Source organism: Streptomyces sp. NPDC018964 (assembly GCF_044390325.1).
In the GTDB taxonomy this organism is placed as follows: Bacteria; Actinomycetota; Actinomycetes; order Streptomycetales; family Streptomycetaceae; genus Streptomyces.
In genome coordinates, this window is record NZ_JBIRYZ010000041.1 from 1 (window position 1) to 13,974 (window position 13,974).

General features: G+C 72.6%; 7 protein-coding genes and 2 pseudogenes. 8 read left to right on the forward strand and 1 reads right to left on the reverse strand.

The genetic code is table 11. The annotated features are described in order from the left end of the window. Positions 1 to 521 precede the first annotated feature (521 nt). Entirely contained in the window at positions 522 to 1,235 is a 714-nt protein-coding gene (locus ACH5AO_RS36160) for a VOC family protein (protein ID WP_398932262.1), read from the forward strand. Positions 1,236 to 1,352: 117 nt separating this feature from the next. Here the strand turns inward: ACH5AO_RS36160 and ACH5AO_RS36165 are convergent. Further along, positions 1,353 to 1,574, reverse strand: a pseudogene (locus ACH5AO_RS36165) (transposase); the annotation flags it as partial. On the opposite strand from ACH5AO_RS36165, the gene ACH5AO_RS36170 reads away from it, so the two are divergent. The 7 genes and pseudogenes from ACH5AO_RS36170 to ACH5AO_RS36200 all read left to right on the forward strand — a co-directional run bounded on the left by ACH5AO_RS36170 (position 1,531) and on the right by ACH5AO_RS36200 (position 13,956). Continuing rightward, positions 1,531 to 2,355 carry an SAM-dependent methyltransferase gene (locus ACH5AO_RS36170; RefSeq protein WP_398932264.1) on the forward strand — a complete coding sequence of 275 codons (825 nt, stop codon included), beginning with the start codon at positions 1,531 to 1,533 and terminating at the stop codon, positions 2,353 to 2,355. The pseudogene ACH5AO_RS36165 and the gene ACH5AO_RS36170 sit on opposite strands and share 44 nt — an antisense overlap. Positions 2,356 to 2,454: 99 nt before the next feature. Next, positions 2,455 to 2,973 (forward strand): ATP-binding protein, encoded by a 519-nt coding sequence (locus tag ACH5AO_RS36175; protein WP_398932266.1) that lies wholly within the window; start codon positions 2,455 to 2,457, stop codon positions 2,971 to 2,973. A 553-nt stretch (positions 2,974 to 3,526) separates the two neighbouring features. Beyond that, positions 3,527 to 4,480, forward strand: coding sequence for a hypothetical protein (locus ACH5AO_RS36180; RefSeq protein ID WP_398932268.1), 954 nt, complete (start codon positions 3,527 to 3,529; stop codon positions 4,478 to 4,480). A 377-nt stretch (positions 4,481 to 4,857) separates the two neighbouring features. Beyond that, on the forward strand, positions 4,858 to 9,066 hold the full coding sequence (locus tag ACH5AO_RS36185; protein WP_398932270.1) for a DEAD/DEAH box helicase: 4,209 nt from the start codon (positions 4,858 to 4,860) through the stop codon (positions 9,064 to 9,066). 734 nt (positions 9,067 to 9,800) lie between these two features. Continuing rightward, positions 9,801 to 10,826 (forward strand): DUF1998 domain-containing protein, encoded by a 1,026-nt coding sequence (locus ACH5AO_RS36190; protein ID WP_398932304.1) that lies wholly within the window; start codon positions 9,801 to 9,803, stop codon positions 10,824 to 10,826. A gap of 33 nt (positions 10,827 to 10,859) precedes the next feature. Then, the gene (locus ACH5AO_RS36195; protein ID WP_398932272.1) at positions 10,860 to 11,699 is read left to right on the forward strand and encodes a hypothetical protein; all 840 of its coding nucleotides are present in this window, start codon (positions 10,860 to 10,862) and stop codon (positions 11,697 to 11,699) included. Then, positions 11,696 to 13,956 (forward strand): annotated as a pseudogene (locus ACH5AO_RS36200) (UvrD-helicase domain-containing protein). Before ACH5AO_RS36195 ends, ACH5AO_RS36200 begins: the two are co-directional and overlap by 4 nt. The last annotated feature ends 18 nt before the right edge of the window (positions 13,957 to 13,974 follow it).

Below are 13,974 nucleotides of genomic sequence, written 5' to 3' on the forward strand. Positions count from 1 at the left end.
CATCAGCGTCCTGTTCGCCATGCTCCGCGACGGAACCTTCTACGAGCCGAGGACCCCTCGACTCGCTTGACGAAGGACATAGAGGCACCCCCCCCGCCGACAACCGCGCCGCCTCCGCGTACTCCCCCGCATCACCCATATAAGTCGCATGCGGACAACCGGCGCTGAGCGTATCGGCGTGATCGGGACCCAGAACACGCGCCGAGTGGATCTTGCTGGTCGGGCCGCTCGACCAGGCCCTCGACGTCACCGTCCTCCGCCGGGCCCGCTGCCGCGGCCTGCCCGAGGTCCGCCACCGCCGTCGACGTCATCCGCCTCGACGCCCACGGGAACCCTGGCCGGCCGTCCTTCACGCCCCGGACCAGCAGGCTCACCTGCCTCAGCCCAGACAGCGGAGGCTCCGAGGCCGCGGAATACTCGGCTGCGACCGAGGCCGGGCCGCCCCTAGGATCCTCGTTCGAGGCGCCGGCAGGGCGCCCTGCCGACAGCCGGCACTCAACGGACCGAGGATGCGTGGCGCAATGAGCAGTCGACTCTTCGCAATCTCCTTCGACGCGCACCAGCCCGGGCGCCTGGCGCATTTCTGGTCCGGCGTCCTGGGCCTGGAGGGAGCCGACGATTCCTACGACGGCGTCGCCCTGCTGTCCGGGAACGACGCCGGCTACCGCCTCGGCTTCCATCCCTCCCAGGCGCGGAAGGTCGCCCAGAACCGGCTGCACTTCGACCTGACCAGCTCCTCCCTGGAGAACCAGCAGGAGACCGTGGCCAGAGCGCTCGCCCTCGGCGCGCGGCACGCCGACATCGGCCAGGGACCGGACGCGGCCCATGTCGTGCTCACCGACCCCGAGGGCAACGAGTTCTGTGTCCTCGAGCCGCACAATAATTTCCTGGCCGGCTGCGGCTTCATCGGAGCGCTCGCCTGCGACGGTTCGCAGGCCGTGGGCTACTTCTGGAGCGAGGCGCTGGGCTGGCCGCTGGTCTGGGACCAGGACGAGGAGACCGCCGTCCAGTCACCGGACGGCGGTACGAAGATCACGTGGGGCGGTCCGCCGCTCATGCCGGACCCCGGCAAGGACCTGCACCTGGACCTCGTCCCGGACGACGATCAGCAAGCGGAGGTCGAGCGTCTGCTCTCCCTCGGGGCGAAGCGTCTCGGATCCGCCCATGGAGGGGACGGCGCGGTGCTGCTGGCCGACCCCGACGGCAACGAGTTCCGCGTGCTCACGCGCCGCTGAAGCCGGAACCGGCACCCGGCCGAATCGCGCGGCGGAGTCGTCCCGGGGTGCGAAGCCCTCTTCTCGCGCTCCGGCCGCGCCGGCCCCGGCCCGGGCGGCCCGGAGCATCCGCTCGGAAGTGCCGTTCTCGGCCCATCGGCGGAAGCGGGCGGGCGATGTGGCCCGGGGACCGTACCGCTCGGGCACGTCCCGACGGGCCGTACCGGTAGGGACCTTCCACACGATCCCGTCGAGGACCGCCCGGGGATGCCGGAACGCCGGTGGGCGGGCGATGTCGCGGGAGAGGATGGGCGGTATGACGGTTGAAGGCTCCTCCATCGACTCCACCCGGCCCAGCATCGCCCGCGTCTACGACTATCTGCTCGGCGGCAAGGACAACTACGCCGTGGACCGGGCGGTCGGTGACGTGTTCTTCCGGGACCTCCCCGGGTCGGTGGCCATCGCCTTCGCCAACCGCGCGGCCCTGACGCGGGCCATCGCGCAGATCGTGACGACCACCGGCATACGGCAGTTCATCGACCTGGGCAGCGGTCTGCCGACCGCCGACAACGTCCACCAGGTCGCGCAGCGGTACGCCCCGGAGTCCCGGATCGTGTACGTCGACAACGACCCCCAGGTGCTGGTCCACGGCTGTGCGCTGCTGGAGCAGAACGACCGCACCCGGGTCGTCCGGGCCGACGTACGTGACCCGGAAGGCGTCCGCACCCACCCGGACACCCGGGAACTGATCGACTTCGACCGTCCCGTCGCCGTCGTCTTCAGCGCGATCCTCCACCACGTCAACGACGAGGAGGACCCGGCCGGGATCGTCCGTCACTGGCGCGACCACGTGCCGTCCGGGAGCCACTTCTTCGTCAGCCATTTCCGGTCCGGCGACAACCCGGAGACCGTGGAGGCCGAGCGGGTCCTCCAGCAGACCTTCGGCCGCGGCCGGTGGCGCACCGACGAGGAGATCGCCGCCCTGCTGGACGGCCTGGAGCTCCTCGACCCCGGGATCGTCCCGGCGCCCCGGTGGCGTCCCGACCCGGTCGGCGGCACCCCGTGGGGCGCCGGAGGCGAGGAACGGGAGCTCACCGTCTGGGAACACCTCATCGTCGCCGGGCTGGCCCGGAAGACGTAGCAACCGGGTCCTCACACCGGCGTCCCACCGGCGTACAGCGCCCCGTCGTACAGGTGTCACCGCTGGTCACGGGACCGGTACGGCCGCAACGCTGAGCGCATGCACATCTCGCTCTCCCCGCTCCCTCCCTCCCGTCCCACCGACGCCGCCGCCGAGTTCGCGATGGCCTTCACCTCCACCCCGCGCGGCGCCCGGCTGGCCCGGCTGTTCGTCGCGCACTGCCTCAACTCCTGGGGGCACCCGTACGACGGCCACGTCAACGAGACGCTGGCCCTGATCACCGCCGAGCTGTGCGCCAACGCCGTCCGGCACGGACGCGTGCCCGGCCGGGACTTCCACGTCCGGCTGGCCGCCGAGGCGGACGGCGGGCGGCTGCGCGTGGAGGTCTCCGACACCCGCGCGGAACGCCGGCCCGCCGCCACCCCCGCGGACCCGGACGCCGAGTCCGGCCGCGGCCTCCTCCTCGTCACCGCCCTCGCCGACGACTGGGGCGTCACCGACCGCCGCGGCGGCCCCGGCAAGACGGTGTGGGCGGTGGTCCGCGTCGCGTCGGATGCCCGGACCCGTCACCCTCACCGGGCAGCAGCCGCCGGGCCGCCGGACGCCGGACACCCCTGAGCCGAACCGTGCTCCTCGTACAAGGGGGTGCGCGGTTCGGGCGCGGATACCGGGCGGAAGCCGCGCGGTCCCCACGGGCTCGGCGGCCGTACCGTGTCGGCCGGCGGTGCACGGAAGGGAACGGAGCACCCGCCCTGCGCGGGCACTCGCCCGCCGGATCGACGCGTCAACACTCGGGCGGGGCACTCACCGAGCGAAACAGAATGGACAACCCGCCCTCCAGAACGCGCCGTTCTCAGCGAAGCGACCCGTGGAACACCTGCGTCTCGTGGACAAGGTGCCCGACGTCTGCCACAACTACGTTCACCTGAACACCTTTTGGCACTCACGACGCACGGAGCACGTCATGGCCACGCCGCCACCGCCCGGCCCTGGGCATCCGGATCCCGCCACGAACGGAGTACCGCAGGGAGGGGCGCCGCTGCCGCCTCAGGCGCAGCCGGCTCCCGCGCCGGTCCCTCAGCACGGGGCACCGTACGGAGGAGCGCCGCAACCGAACCCGCCGGCGCCCGCTCCCACACCGGGCCCTCAACCCGGTGCGCCGCACGTATGGGTGACGCCTCCCGACCCTGAGCGTTATCCGCGGGAGTCCAATGAGATTTCGCGGAGCGCCGCCGAGGAGCAGAAGAGGAACAACCGAAGAACCTACGCCCTCGGCATCACGGTCGCCGTGGTCACCACGGTATCGGTCGTCATCGCCGCGCTCCAGTACTTCGACGACAAGGCGGAGGACGGAGCCGACGAGGCGTTCGAGGCCGGCGACCCGTTGAAGATCTCCGCCGGCGAATCGTATTGGGGCCCTTCCTGGTATGCGAAGGAAGACGGGAGCGACAAGTACGCGGGTCAACTGTTCGACATGCCATCGACGGATGACAGCCAGCCGTCTTTCGCATGGCTGCAAAAGCACTGGACGCCCCTGAATTCGACCGGTGTCGCGGTGAACGTGCTGAGCAAGCACAAACACACTGTGCTTGTTCAAGGGGTGGAGATCACACACCGGAAATGCACGGAGCCCGAGCCGGGCGGCGCTCTCTTCGCGACCCCGCCCATCGGGGACGGCGGATCGTTGGAAATGCCCGCGGTGTTCGCCTTCAACGTGGACGCTCCACGCCCGATCGCCCGCAAGATGAACACCGAGGGGCTGCCCGGTGAACCTTCCAGGGTCAACGTCACCCTCGAGAAGGGCGACCAGCGGGAAATCCTCCTTCATTTCTTCTCCGGCACGAAGTCCTGCACTTTCCAGGCTTCGTTGATCGTTTCCTCGGAAGGAAAGCGTTACAAGCAGAGGATCCCGGCCCACTGGGGCGAGAAGGGGGACGACGCGTACACGTTCCGCGTCACAGCACCCAACCGGAACCATGCGTACGAAACACGGTACGTGACAGCACCCGGCACGGACTTGACCAAATTCCGCATCGTCACCGTGCCGGCGTCCGGACTCACCTGGAACAAGAACAACCAGCCTACGTACACACCCGAGACCGATACGTCGGAGTGGACACCCTGACGACGGATCCCGGTGGTGCGCGTAAGGGATGCCGCTTTCCCGGGCGTCTCCGCCACGGAGCCGGAACAGTGAGCCGGTGATGCGTACTCGCCCGCGATCGTGAACCCCTCGGTCGCGACGGCACCCGGATCACCGGCTTCGGCCGGTGCCGTTCGGCCGGACACGGCCGGGCCTGGCCCCGTGGACGACCGACGGCGCAACCATTTGCCCTTTTTCGAACGTTCGCCCCCTTTCGCGCGCGTCCGGGTTGGGGCCAGGTGGGTCCCGTTGTCCGAGGTGGGCACTATTTTTGGTGGCGATCGTCACGACGCCGGTGCCACCGTCACGGGCACCGCGCACCCGGCGGTCGCGGTGACCGTTCTGCCCGAAAGGTCCTCGTGAAGCCCACCCTGGCCGCCGCGCAGCTGCGCGGCAGTCTGACGCAGTACCTCACGACGACGTACGCGCTGGCCGACGAGGACACGCGGCGCGCGCTGGAGCGGTTCCTCGGGGATCCGGAGACGGGGATCTTCCGGGGGCCGTTCCTGCGGATCAGGACGCCGTTCCATCCGGCGGAGGACGGATGGCAGGCGGCGCTGGAGTGGCAGCCGTCGTTCACGCCGTGGCGGCACCAGGCGAAGGCGTGGGAGCGGCTGAGCACGTACCGGGGTGCGGCCGAGCCGACGCTCGTGACGACCGGCACCGGGTCGGGCAAGACGGAGTCGTTCCTGATCCCCGTGCTCGATCACTGCAAGCGGGAGAAGGCGCTGGGGCGGCGCGGCGTGAAGGCCGTACTGCTGTACCCGATGAACGCGCTCGCCACCGACCAGGCGGGGCGCATCGGGGAGTACCTGGCACAGTCGGAGCTGGCGCAGGTGACGGCCGGTCTCTACATCGGCGACAAGCCGGACACGGACTTCCGGCGGGTGATGACGCGGCGCGAGGAGATGCGCCAGGCGCCGCCGGACGTGCTGATCACCAACTACAAGATGCTGGACCTGCTGCTCCAGCGGGCCGAGGACCGGCCGCTGTGGGAGGGAGCGGACCCGGCGTACGTCGTCCTGGACGAGTTCCACACCTACGACGGCGCGCAGGGCACGGACGTGGCGATGCTGCTGCGGCGGCTGGCGTCCGCCGTGGGCGCCTCGAAGCCGGAGCGGCCGCTCGGGTCGATCTGCCCGGTGGCGACCTCGGCGACCCTCGGTGAGGGCGGGGGCGACGGCAGTGGCATCCTCGCCGTCGCCGAGCAGGTGTTCGGCGTGCCGTTCGGTCCGGACGCGGTGATCGGCGAGGAGCGGCTGAGCGCCGACGACTTCACCGGCGACATCGACTACGAGCTGCCCGTGCCGCCCGGCCCCAAGGAGGTCATCGAGGTCTCCGGCGGGCCGGGCGTGGAGTCCGACCCGGACCGGCTCGATCTGGACGGGCTCGCCGAGCGGCTGCTGGGGCGGCGCGGCCTGGACGCGTTCCGGATCGGGCGGCTGCTGAAGAAGCACGACTTCACCCACGGGGTGCTCGCGCTGCTGAACGGCGAGCCGCTCGACGAGTGGGGGCTGCGGGACCGCATGGCCCGCTTCGGGTACGCGTGGGCGCGCACCGCGCGGGAGAACCCGCGGCTCGCGCTGGAGGCGCTGTCGCGGTTCGTGGCGCTGCTGTCGTCCGCGCGGGACCCGGAGTCCGACGAGCGCCGGCCGCGTCCGCTGCTGCACATCGAGGCGCACCTGTGGGTGCGGCCGGTGGGGCGGGTGCTGAGCGGGGTGAGCGGCCGGCCGGAGTTCCGCTGGTACGAGGACGAGCGGACCCTCGCGCGGCGCTCCGCGCTCACCGCGGCGTCCGCGTCCGAGGAGTCGTCCGACGGCGACGAGTGGCCGTCGGCGGACGCGCGGCGGCCCGAGGCACTGCCCGGTTCGGACACCGTGCAGCGGCCGGCCCAGGCCCACCTGCCCGCCGTCTACTGCCGGGTGTGCGGCCGTTCCGGCTGGGCCGCCCTGTCCCCGGAGGCCGATCCGCAGAAGCTGGAGAGCAGTCCGCCGAAGATCTGGCAGGCCGCCCTCGGACGGGACAAGCGGCGGCTGCGGTACTTCATCTCGGCGACGCAGGCCGAGGCGCGGGACGCCCTCGCGGTGCTCACCGGCGCCGCGCCGAAGCAGGCCGGCGGCGTCGACCCGCAGTCGGTGGTGGTGCTGGACGGGACGCAGGGCACCTACCGGATGCCCGTCGCCGAGGACGCGGAAGGGCTGCAGGACGCCTGGTTCGCGCGGGCCGTCCTGGACAAGAAGACCGCCGACCGGGCCGCCAAGGACGACACCTGTCCCGCGTGCGGCGCCGAGAACGGCATCCGGTTCCTGGGCACCGCGCTCGCCGCGCTGGCCTCCGCGACGGTCACGCAGCTGTTCACCGGCGGCCACGAGATCGCGCTGGCGCCGGAGGAACGCAAGACGCTGCTGTTCAACGACTCCACGCAGGACGCGGCGCACCGCGCCGGATACGTCGCCAACGCCTCGTACAAGTTCTCGCTGCGCTCGCTGCTGGCGCACCGGCTGGACGACTCGGGTGCGCCGGTTCCGCTCAACGATCTCATCGGCGACGTACTGGACTCCGTGGACGACCCGCAGACGCTGGCCGCGGTCGTCCCGCCGGACCTGCACGACGAACCGGGCGTGGACCGGCTCCTGTCGGGGCGCGGCACCGGGGACGCGCGGACCTGGAAGCTCATCGGGGAGCGGCTCGCGTTCGGAGCCGTCATGGAGTTCGGGCTGCGCTCGCGGCTCGGGCGCACCCTGGAGCTGACCCGGACCACGGCCGCCGAGGTCGTGATCGCCGAACCGGACCGGATCGTCGCGCTCGCCCGCGACCTGCACCTCACCCTGCCGGGACAGCTCGGCCTGGACGGCGGCCTGCCCACCCCCGACCGGTACCTGGCGTACGTGCGGGGGCTGCTGGAGCGGATGCGGCTGCGCGGCGGCGTCCGGCACCGGTGGCTGGACACCTGGATCAAGGAAGCGGGCGTCAACCAGTACCTGATCTCCGGGCAGCGGCCGGAGGGGATGCCGGCCTTCCCCGAGGGGTACGTGGCACCGCCGAGGTTCCTGCTCGCCGGACCCAAGGAAAAGAGCAAGTTCGACACGGTCACCGGGCGCGGCAACTGGTACCAGGACTGGACGCGGCGCTGCCTCGGCCTGGACGCCGCCCAGGCGAGCGAGTACCTGCGCCGGCTGCTGCCCGTCCTCGCCGACGAGGGCGTGCTGTCGGCGCGTACCGCCGAGGACCGCACCACCCGCGTGTACGGACTCCAGCCGGGCCACATCCACGTGCGGCTGCTCGCCGACGACCTGGTCAACAAGGCGTTCGTGTCCTGCGAGGAGTGCGGCTGGCAGCAGGTGGTGCCGCCCGAGCGGCGCACCCGCTGGTACGGGCACCCCTGCCCGCGCTGGCGCTGCACCGGCGTCCTGGCGCCTCCCCCGTACGACATGACGTCGGCCGGGGCGGGCAGCGGCGGCTTCGGCGGGAGACTGGAGCGCGACTACCGGGCCGACTACTACCGCCGTCTCTATCTGACCGGCGGCACCTACCGGGTCGTCACCGCCGAGCACACCGGCATGCTGACCCGGCCCGAACGCGAGGGCGTGGAGCGGGCGTTCCGGCAGGGCACCCACTACACCGACCCCAACGTGCTGTCCTGCACGCCCACCCTGGAACTGGGCATCGACATCGGCGACCTGTCGGCCGTGCTGCTCGGCTCGCTGCCGGGCGGCCCGGCCAACTACGTGCAGCGCGCCGGGTGCGCCGGGCGCCGGACCGGCAACGCGCTGGTGGTCGCCTTCGGCGGGCGCCGGGCCCGCGACCGGTACTACCTGGACGACCCGACCGAGATGATCGCCGGTGACATCGTGCCGCCGGGCTGCTACCTGTCGGCCGTCGAGATCCTGCGCCGCCAGTACACGGCGCACCTGCTGGACCGGGCGGCGCGCGGCGAACTGACCACGGCGGACGGCGAGCCGCTGACGCCGGTGCCGCGCCTGTCGTCGGCGCTGTTCGGCACGTCCGGCTGGTGCCAGGACCTGTCGGACGCGGCGCTCACCCACGGGACCCGTCTGGTGGAGGAGTTCCTGGCGCTGTTCCCGCAGGCGCCGGGCGGCCCGGACGACGACCGGGGGGGGTGTCCGCGCACGCCGCGGACGAGCTGCGCGCGTACGCCACCGGCGGCATCGCGCGCACCCTGGCGGAGGCCGAGGAGGAGTGGACGGCGCGCCGCGAGGAGCTGCGCCGCCGCATCGCCGCCATCGACACCGCCATGGACGGGCTGCTCGCCGAGGACCGCGAACAGGGCGCCGAGCGGCGCGAGCTGCTGGCGGAGCGGCGCGCCACGGGCGAACTGCTGCGCCGGCTCAGCCAGACCAGCGCCCACGGCGCCCTCGTCGAGCTCGGCCTGCTGCCCAACTACAGCCTCACCGACACCACGACGTCCCTGGAGGCCACCCTCTACTGGAAGGAGGCCGCCGGGAGCGACGAGGACGCGGAGGCGCCGGAGGGTGACGACGAGCGCCGGGAGTGGGTGTACCGCAGCGAGACGCGCGACTACGAGCAGTCCCGCAAACTGGCCCTGACCGAACTCGCGCCCGGCAACAGCTTCTACGTCAACGGCTACCGGCACGTCGTGCGCGCCCTCGACATCGGCAGCCCGGAGCGGCGTGCCTGGGCGGTGTGGCGGCTCTGCCCGGCCTGCGGGTACGCGCGCACCCACGGCGACCCGAAGAACGACACCTCGCCGTGCCCGCGGTGCGGCTCCCGGGAGATCGCCGACGCGGGGTGCGTGCACCACGTCCTGGAGCCCAAGCGCGTGACGTCCCGGGACAAGCGGGACGACGCCCGGGTGCGGGACGACCGCGACGAGCGGGACCGCAGGCGGTACGCGGTGCTCACCACCGTCGACGTCGACCCCGCGCACCTGGCGGCCGGCTCCTGGCGGCACGACGGCGCGGTCTTCGGCGCCGACTTCACCCGCAAGGCCGTCGTACGCACCCTCAACCTGGGCATCGACCGGCAGGACGGCAGCAGCACGGTCCCGCTGGCCGGGGACGACGTACGCCTGAACCCGTTCTACGTGTGCACCAGTTGCGGTGGTGCCACGGCCGACGGGCGGCCGGTCGTCGACCAGTCGCAGCACGCGCTCACCGCGTCCCTTGCCCTGTCCACCCGGGCCAGCGCCCACCACCAGCTGTGGTGCCCGCGCCGGCGGCTGCGCGGCGGCGGGGAGGGGCAGGGCGCAGGAGAGGACGTGCCGCTGCTGCTGGCGCACGAGCTGACCACGGAGGCCGTGCGCATCCTGCTGCCGGCGTCCGTGGCGCGGGCCAGGGAGCGGCTCGCCTCGTTCACCGCCGCGCTGTTCGCGGGCATAGCGGCCCGCTACGGCGGCGACCCCGACCACATCGACATCACCGCCGCGTCCATGCCGGACGGCGAGGACCGCGACTGGCCGCGCCGGTTCCTCGTGGTCTACGACCGGCTGCCCGGCGGCACCGGCTACCTGCACCGCCTGGCGACCTCCGACGGCTTCCGCGAGGTGCTGCTGAAGGCCCGCGAGGTCATCGAGGACTGCGACTGCCTGCGGAAGGGCCTCGACGGCTGCCACCGCTGCCTGCTGCGCCGCGTCCCGCCCGCCGACTACGACAAGGTCAGCCGCAACGAAGTCCGGCAGATGCTGGACGAGCTGCTCGGCGCGGACGGCGAACGCTGGTTCACCTCCCCCGTCGCCACCACCCAGCACATCCCGATGCACCAGCAGGCCGAGAGCGACCTCGAGGTGCTGTTCATCGACACGCTGCGGGAGTGGGCCGCGCTGCCCGAGAGCCGCGCCAGCGGCGACGCCTACATCACGCCGGCCGGCACCCACGCGCTGGACCTGCGGCTGACCTCCGCCGACGGCACCACGCTGAGCTGGCGGGTCTCCCAGCAGCGGGTCCTCGACGGCACCCGCCCCGACGTCCTCTTCGAACGGGTCGACGCGCCCGGCCCGCGCGTGGCGCTCTACCTGGACGGCTACGAGTTCCACGCCGGACACGAGCACAATCGCGTCGGTGACGACGCCGACAAGCGGACCCGGCTGCGCGCGGAGGGGCTGCGGGTCTTCCAGCTCACCTACGGCGACGTGAGCGACTGGAGGCGCCGCGTCCGGGACACCGGCTCCTCGGGCACGGGACCGGCCGACCCGGTGTGGGAGCCGTACGGCGCCAAGGCCCAGGAGAAGGCCCGCGCGTACTACGCCGCCGCCCGGGGCGGACTGCCCGGGGAGCTGGCGGAGACGGTGTGGACCAATCCGGCCGTACAGCTCGTGGAGTACCTGCGCCGGCCGGACGCGGAGCTCTAGTAGTGGCGGGCGGAGGCCGCCCTGGCCGGCTTCATGGGCGCCGGGGCCCGCCCGGTCGTCCTCGCGCCGGACGCGCTGGGCGGGCAGATCACGGCGGCGCTGCGCGGGACGGCCCCCGCCGGGCCGGCCGGGCCGGTGCAGCTCTTCACGGTGACCGACCGCTCGGGACTGCCGCTGGTGTGCGCCGCCGACGGCCGGGTGAGGCCCCCCGCCTGGACGGGCATCGTCCTCCTCGACGACGCGCCCGGCGTCCACGCCCGCGAGGAGGCGCACAAGCGGCGCTGGCGGGCCTGGCTGTACTGGTCCAACCTGCTGCAGTTCCTGGACACCGGGGGCGGCGACGCCGTCCAGCTGACGACCAGCCGTCTCGACGGGTTCCCGGTGGAGACGCTGGCGGTCACGGGCGGGAGCGGGGTCCTTCAGAGCGTCCGCCTCACGCTCGCGCCGGCCGAGACCGCGCCGCAAGCTCCCCCGGCTGTCGTCGAGGTGTCCGCCCCGCCCCTCCGGGACACGGCCTGGGACAAGGTCATCGAATACCTCGACCCGGACGAGCGCGGCCTGCTCGCGCTCGCCGAGACCCTCGCCGCGCGGGGCGTCCCGGTGCCCCGGGACGGCTACGAGCTCGACGCGAACACCGGCTGGCAGGCCGAACTGGCCTGGCCGGACGCACGCGTCGGAGTCGTCCGTACCCCGAACCCACCGGAGGGCGAGGACTTCGACCCGGAGGCCGCCGACCGGGACCGCGACTTCGCCGCGGCCGGCTGGGAGGTGCGGACCGCCGCCGACTGGACGGCCGACGCCCTCGCGGACCGCCTCGGTCACCACCAGTCAGACGACACCACCACGGACAACGGGGGGAACGACAAGCCGTGACCGGCAAAAACGTCACACTGCGCCTACTCGACAAGGCGGACCGGGAGATCCTCAAGCTCCCCCGCCCGGTCAAGGGCGCGATCTACGACTTCCAGCACAAGTTCAAGACCAACCCCGACTCCGCGGGCCTGCGGCTCAAGCAGTTGCAGGGGCACGACAAGCTGCACTCGGCGCGCGTCAACGACGAGTACCGCGCGCTGCTGCTGCGGCTGGCCGACGACGACTGGCTGATCGTCTCGGTCAAGCACCGCAAGGACGTGTACGCGCACCTGGACCGGCTCACCTACTCGGTCAACCGCGTCACCGGCGGCATCGAGTACGTGGACCTGCAGGTCGTGCAGGAGGAGGTGCTCAGCCCCGCGGCCCCCCGGACCGCCCCGTCCGCCGAGCCCGCCCGTCCCGCCGGACCGGCCGCCCCGGAGCCGCTGTTCGCACAGTGGTCGGAGCAGCAGCTCACCGACCTGGGCGTGGCCCCGTCCCTGGTGCCGGTCGTCGCCGCGCTGACCACCGAGGACCAGCTCCTCGGCCTCGTCGAGTACGCGCCGCAGCTCACCGGCGAGGTGCTGCTGGCGCTGTACGACGGCAAGGCGTACGACGACGTCCTGGAGCAGGTCACCGCCCCCGTCGCGGCGCCCGACCCCGTCGACCCCGAGGACTTCCGGGCCGCCGCCGAGCGTCCCGCCACCATCGTCACCACGACCGACGACGCGCTGCGCGAGGCGCTGGAGGGCGAGGACTTCGGGCGCTGGAAGGTGTTCCTGCACCCCACCCAGGCCAAGCTGGTCACGCGGGACTACAGCGGTCCGGCGCGCGTGGGCGGCGGGCCCGGCACCGGCAAGACGATCGTGGCGCTGCACCGGGTCAAGCACCTGGTGGAGCGGCTCCCGGCCGGCCGGACCAAGCCGGTCCTGCTGACCACGTACAACAAGAACCTCGCGGCGGACCTGCGTTCGCGGCTGCTCGCCCTGGGCGGCGAGACACTGCTGTCGCGCGTCGAGATCAGCCACGTCGACCAGCTCGCGCTGCGCACCGTCCGGGAGGCGGAGCCGGGCAACCGCAAGCGGATCGTCGACGAGGCGCAGGCGGTCCGCGAATGGCGCTCGCTCCTCGACGAGCTCGGCGAGGACGGCTGGGACGCGGAGTTCCTGCACGACGAGTGGACGCAGGTGATCCTCGGCCAGGTGGTCACCTCCCGCACGGACTACTTCCGGGCCCGCCGCGCCGGACGCGGACGCACGGTCAGCCGTGCCGAGCGCGCCGAGATCTGGCAGCTCGCCGAGCGGTTCACCCAGCGCCTGGACCGGCTCGGAGTGCAGACGTGGGACCAGATCGCGGAGCGGGCGGCGCAGCTGGAGGCGGGACGCGCCCGGCGCATCCAGGACATCGAACGCCGGCGGGAGGAGGCGGGCGGCCTCGACAACGTCCACGTGGCCGACGGTTCGGGGGGCTGGCTGCGCTACCGGTACCGGCACATCGTGGTCGACGAGGCCCAGGACCTGCGGCCCGCGCACTGGAAGATGCTGCGCGCGATGACCGCCCCGGACCGCAACGACCTCTTCCTGGTCGGCGACACCCACCAGCGCATCTACAAGAACCAGGTGACCCTCGGCAGCCTCGGCGTCAACATCCGCGGCCGGTCGTCGAAGCTGTCGCTGAGCTACCGCACCACCCGGCAGATCCTGCGCTCGGCGCTGAACGTGCTCGGCGAGGAGACGTACGACGACCTGGACGGCAGCGCCGAGACGCTGGCCGGGTACCGATCCGTGCTCAGCGGCGCCATCCCGGACCTGCACCGGCTGGCCGACTGGGCGGAGGAGCGCGAGGCGATCGCCGCGCTGATCGAGTCCTGGGGGGGGAGGTGCCGCACGAGCAGATCGCCATCGCGGTGCCGACCAACGACATGGCACGCGAGGTCGCGTACACGCTGCGGGAGCACGGCGTCATGGCGCTGGAGATCGGCCCGGACGGGCCGCTCGGCGACAGCGGCGTCCACATCGGCACGATGTTCCGGTTCAAGGGGCTGGAGTACCAGCGCATGATCATCGCCGGGGTGACCGACGGGCTCGTGCCGCGCGCGGACGTCCAGCGGCGGCGCGCCACGGACCCGGCGCGCCGCCGGACGGAGACGCAGCGGGCCCGGTCCCCGCTCTTCGTGGCGGCCACGCGCGCCCGGGACAGCCTGGACGTGTTCTGGTACGGGGAGCCGAGCCCGTTCCTCAAGGAACCGACAGGGGTCCGGCCGCCGGTCGCAGCGTGACCCGCTCCGGGATCGTGC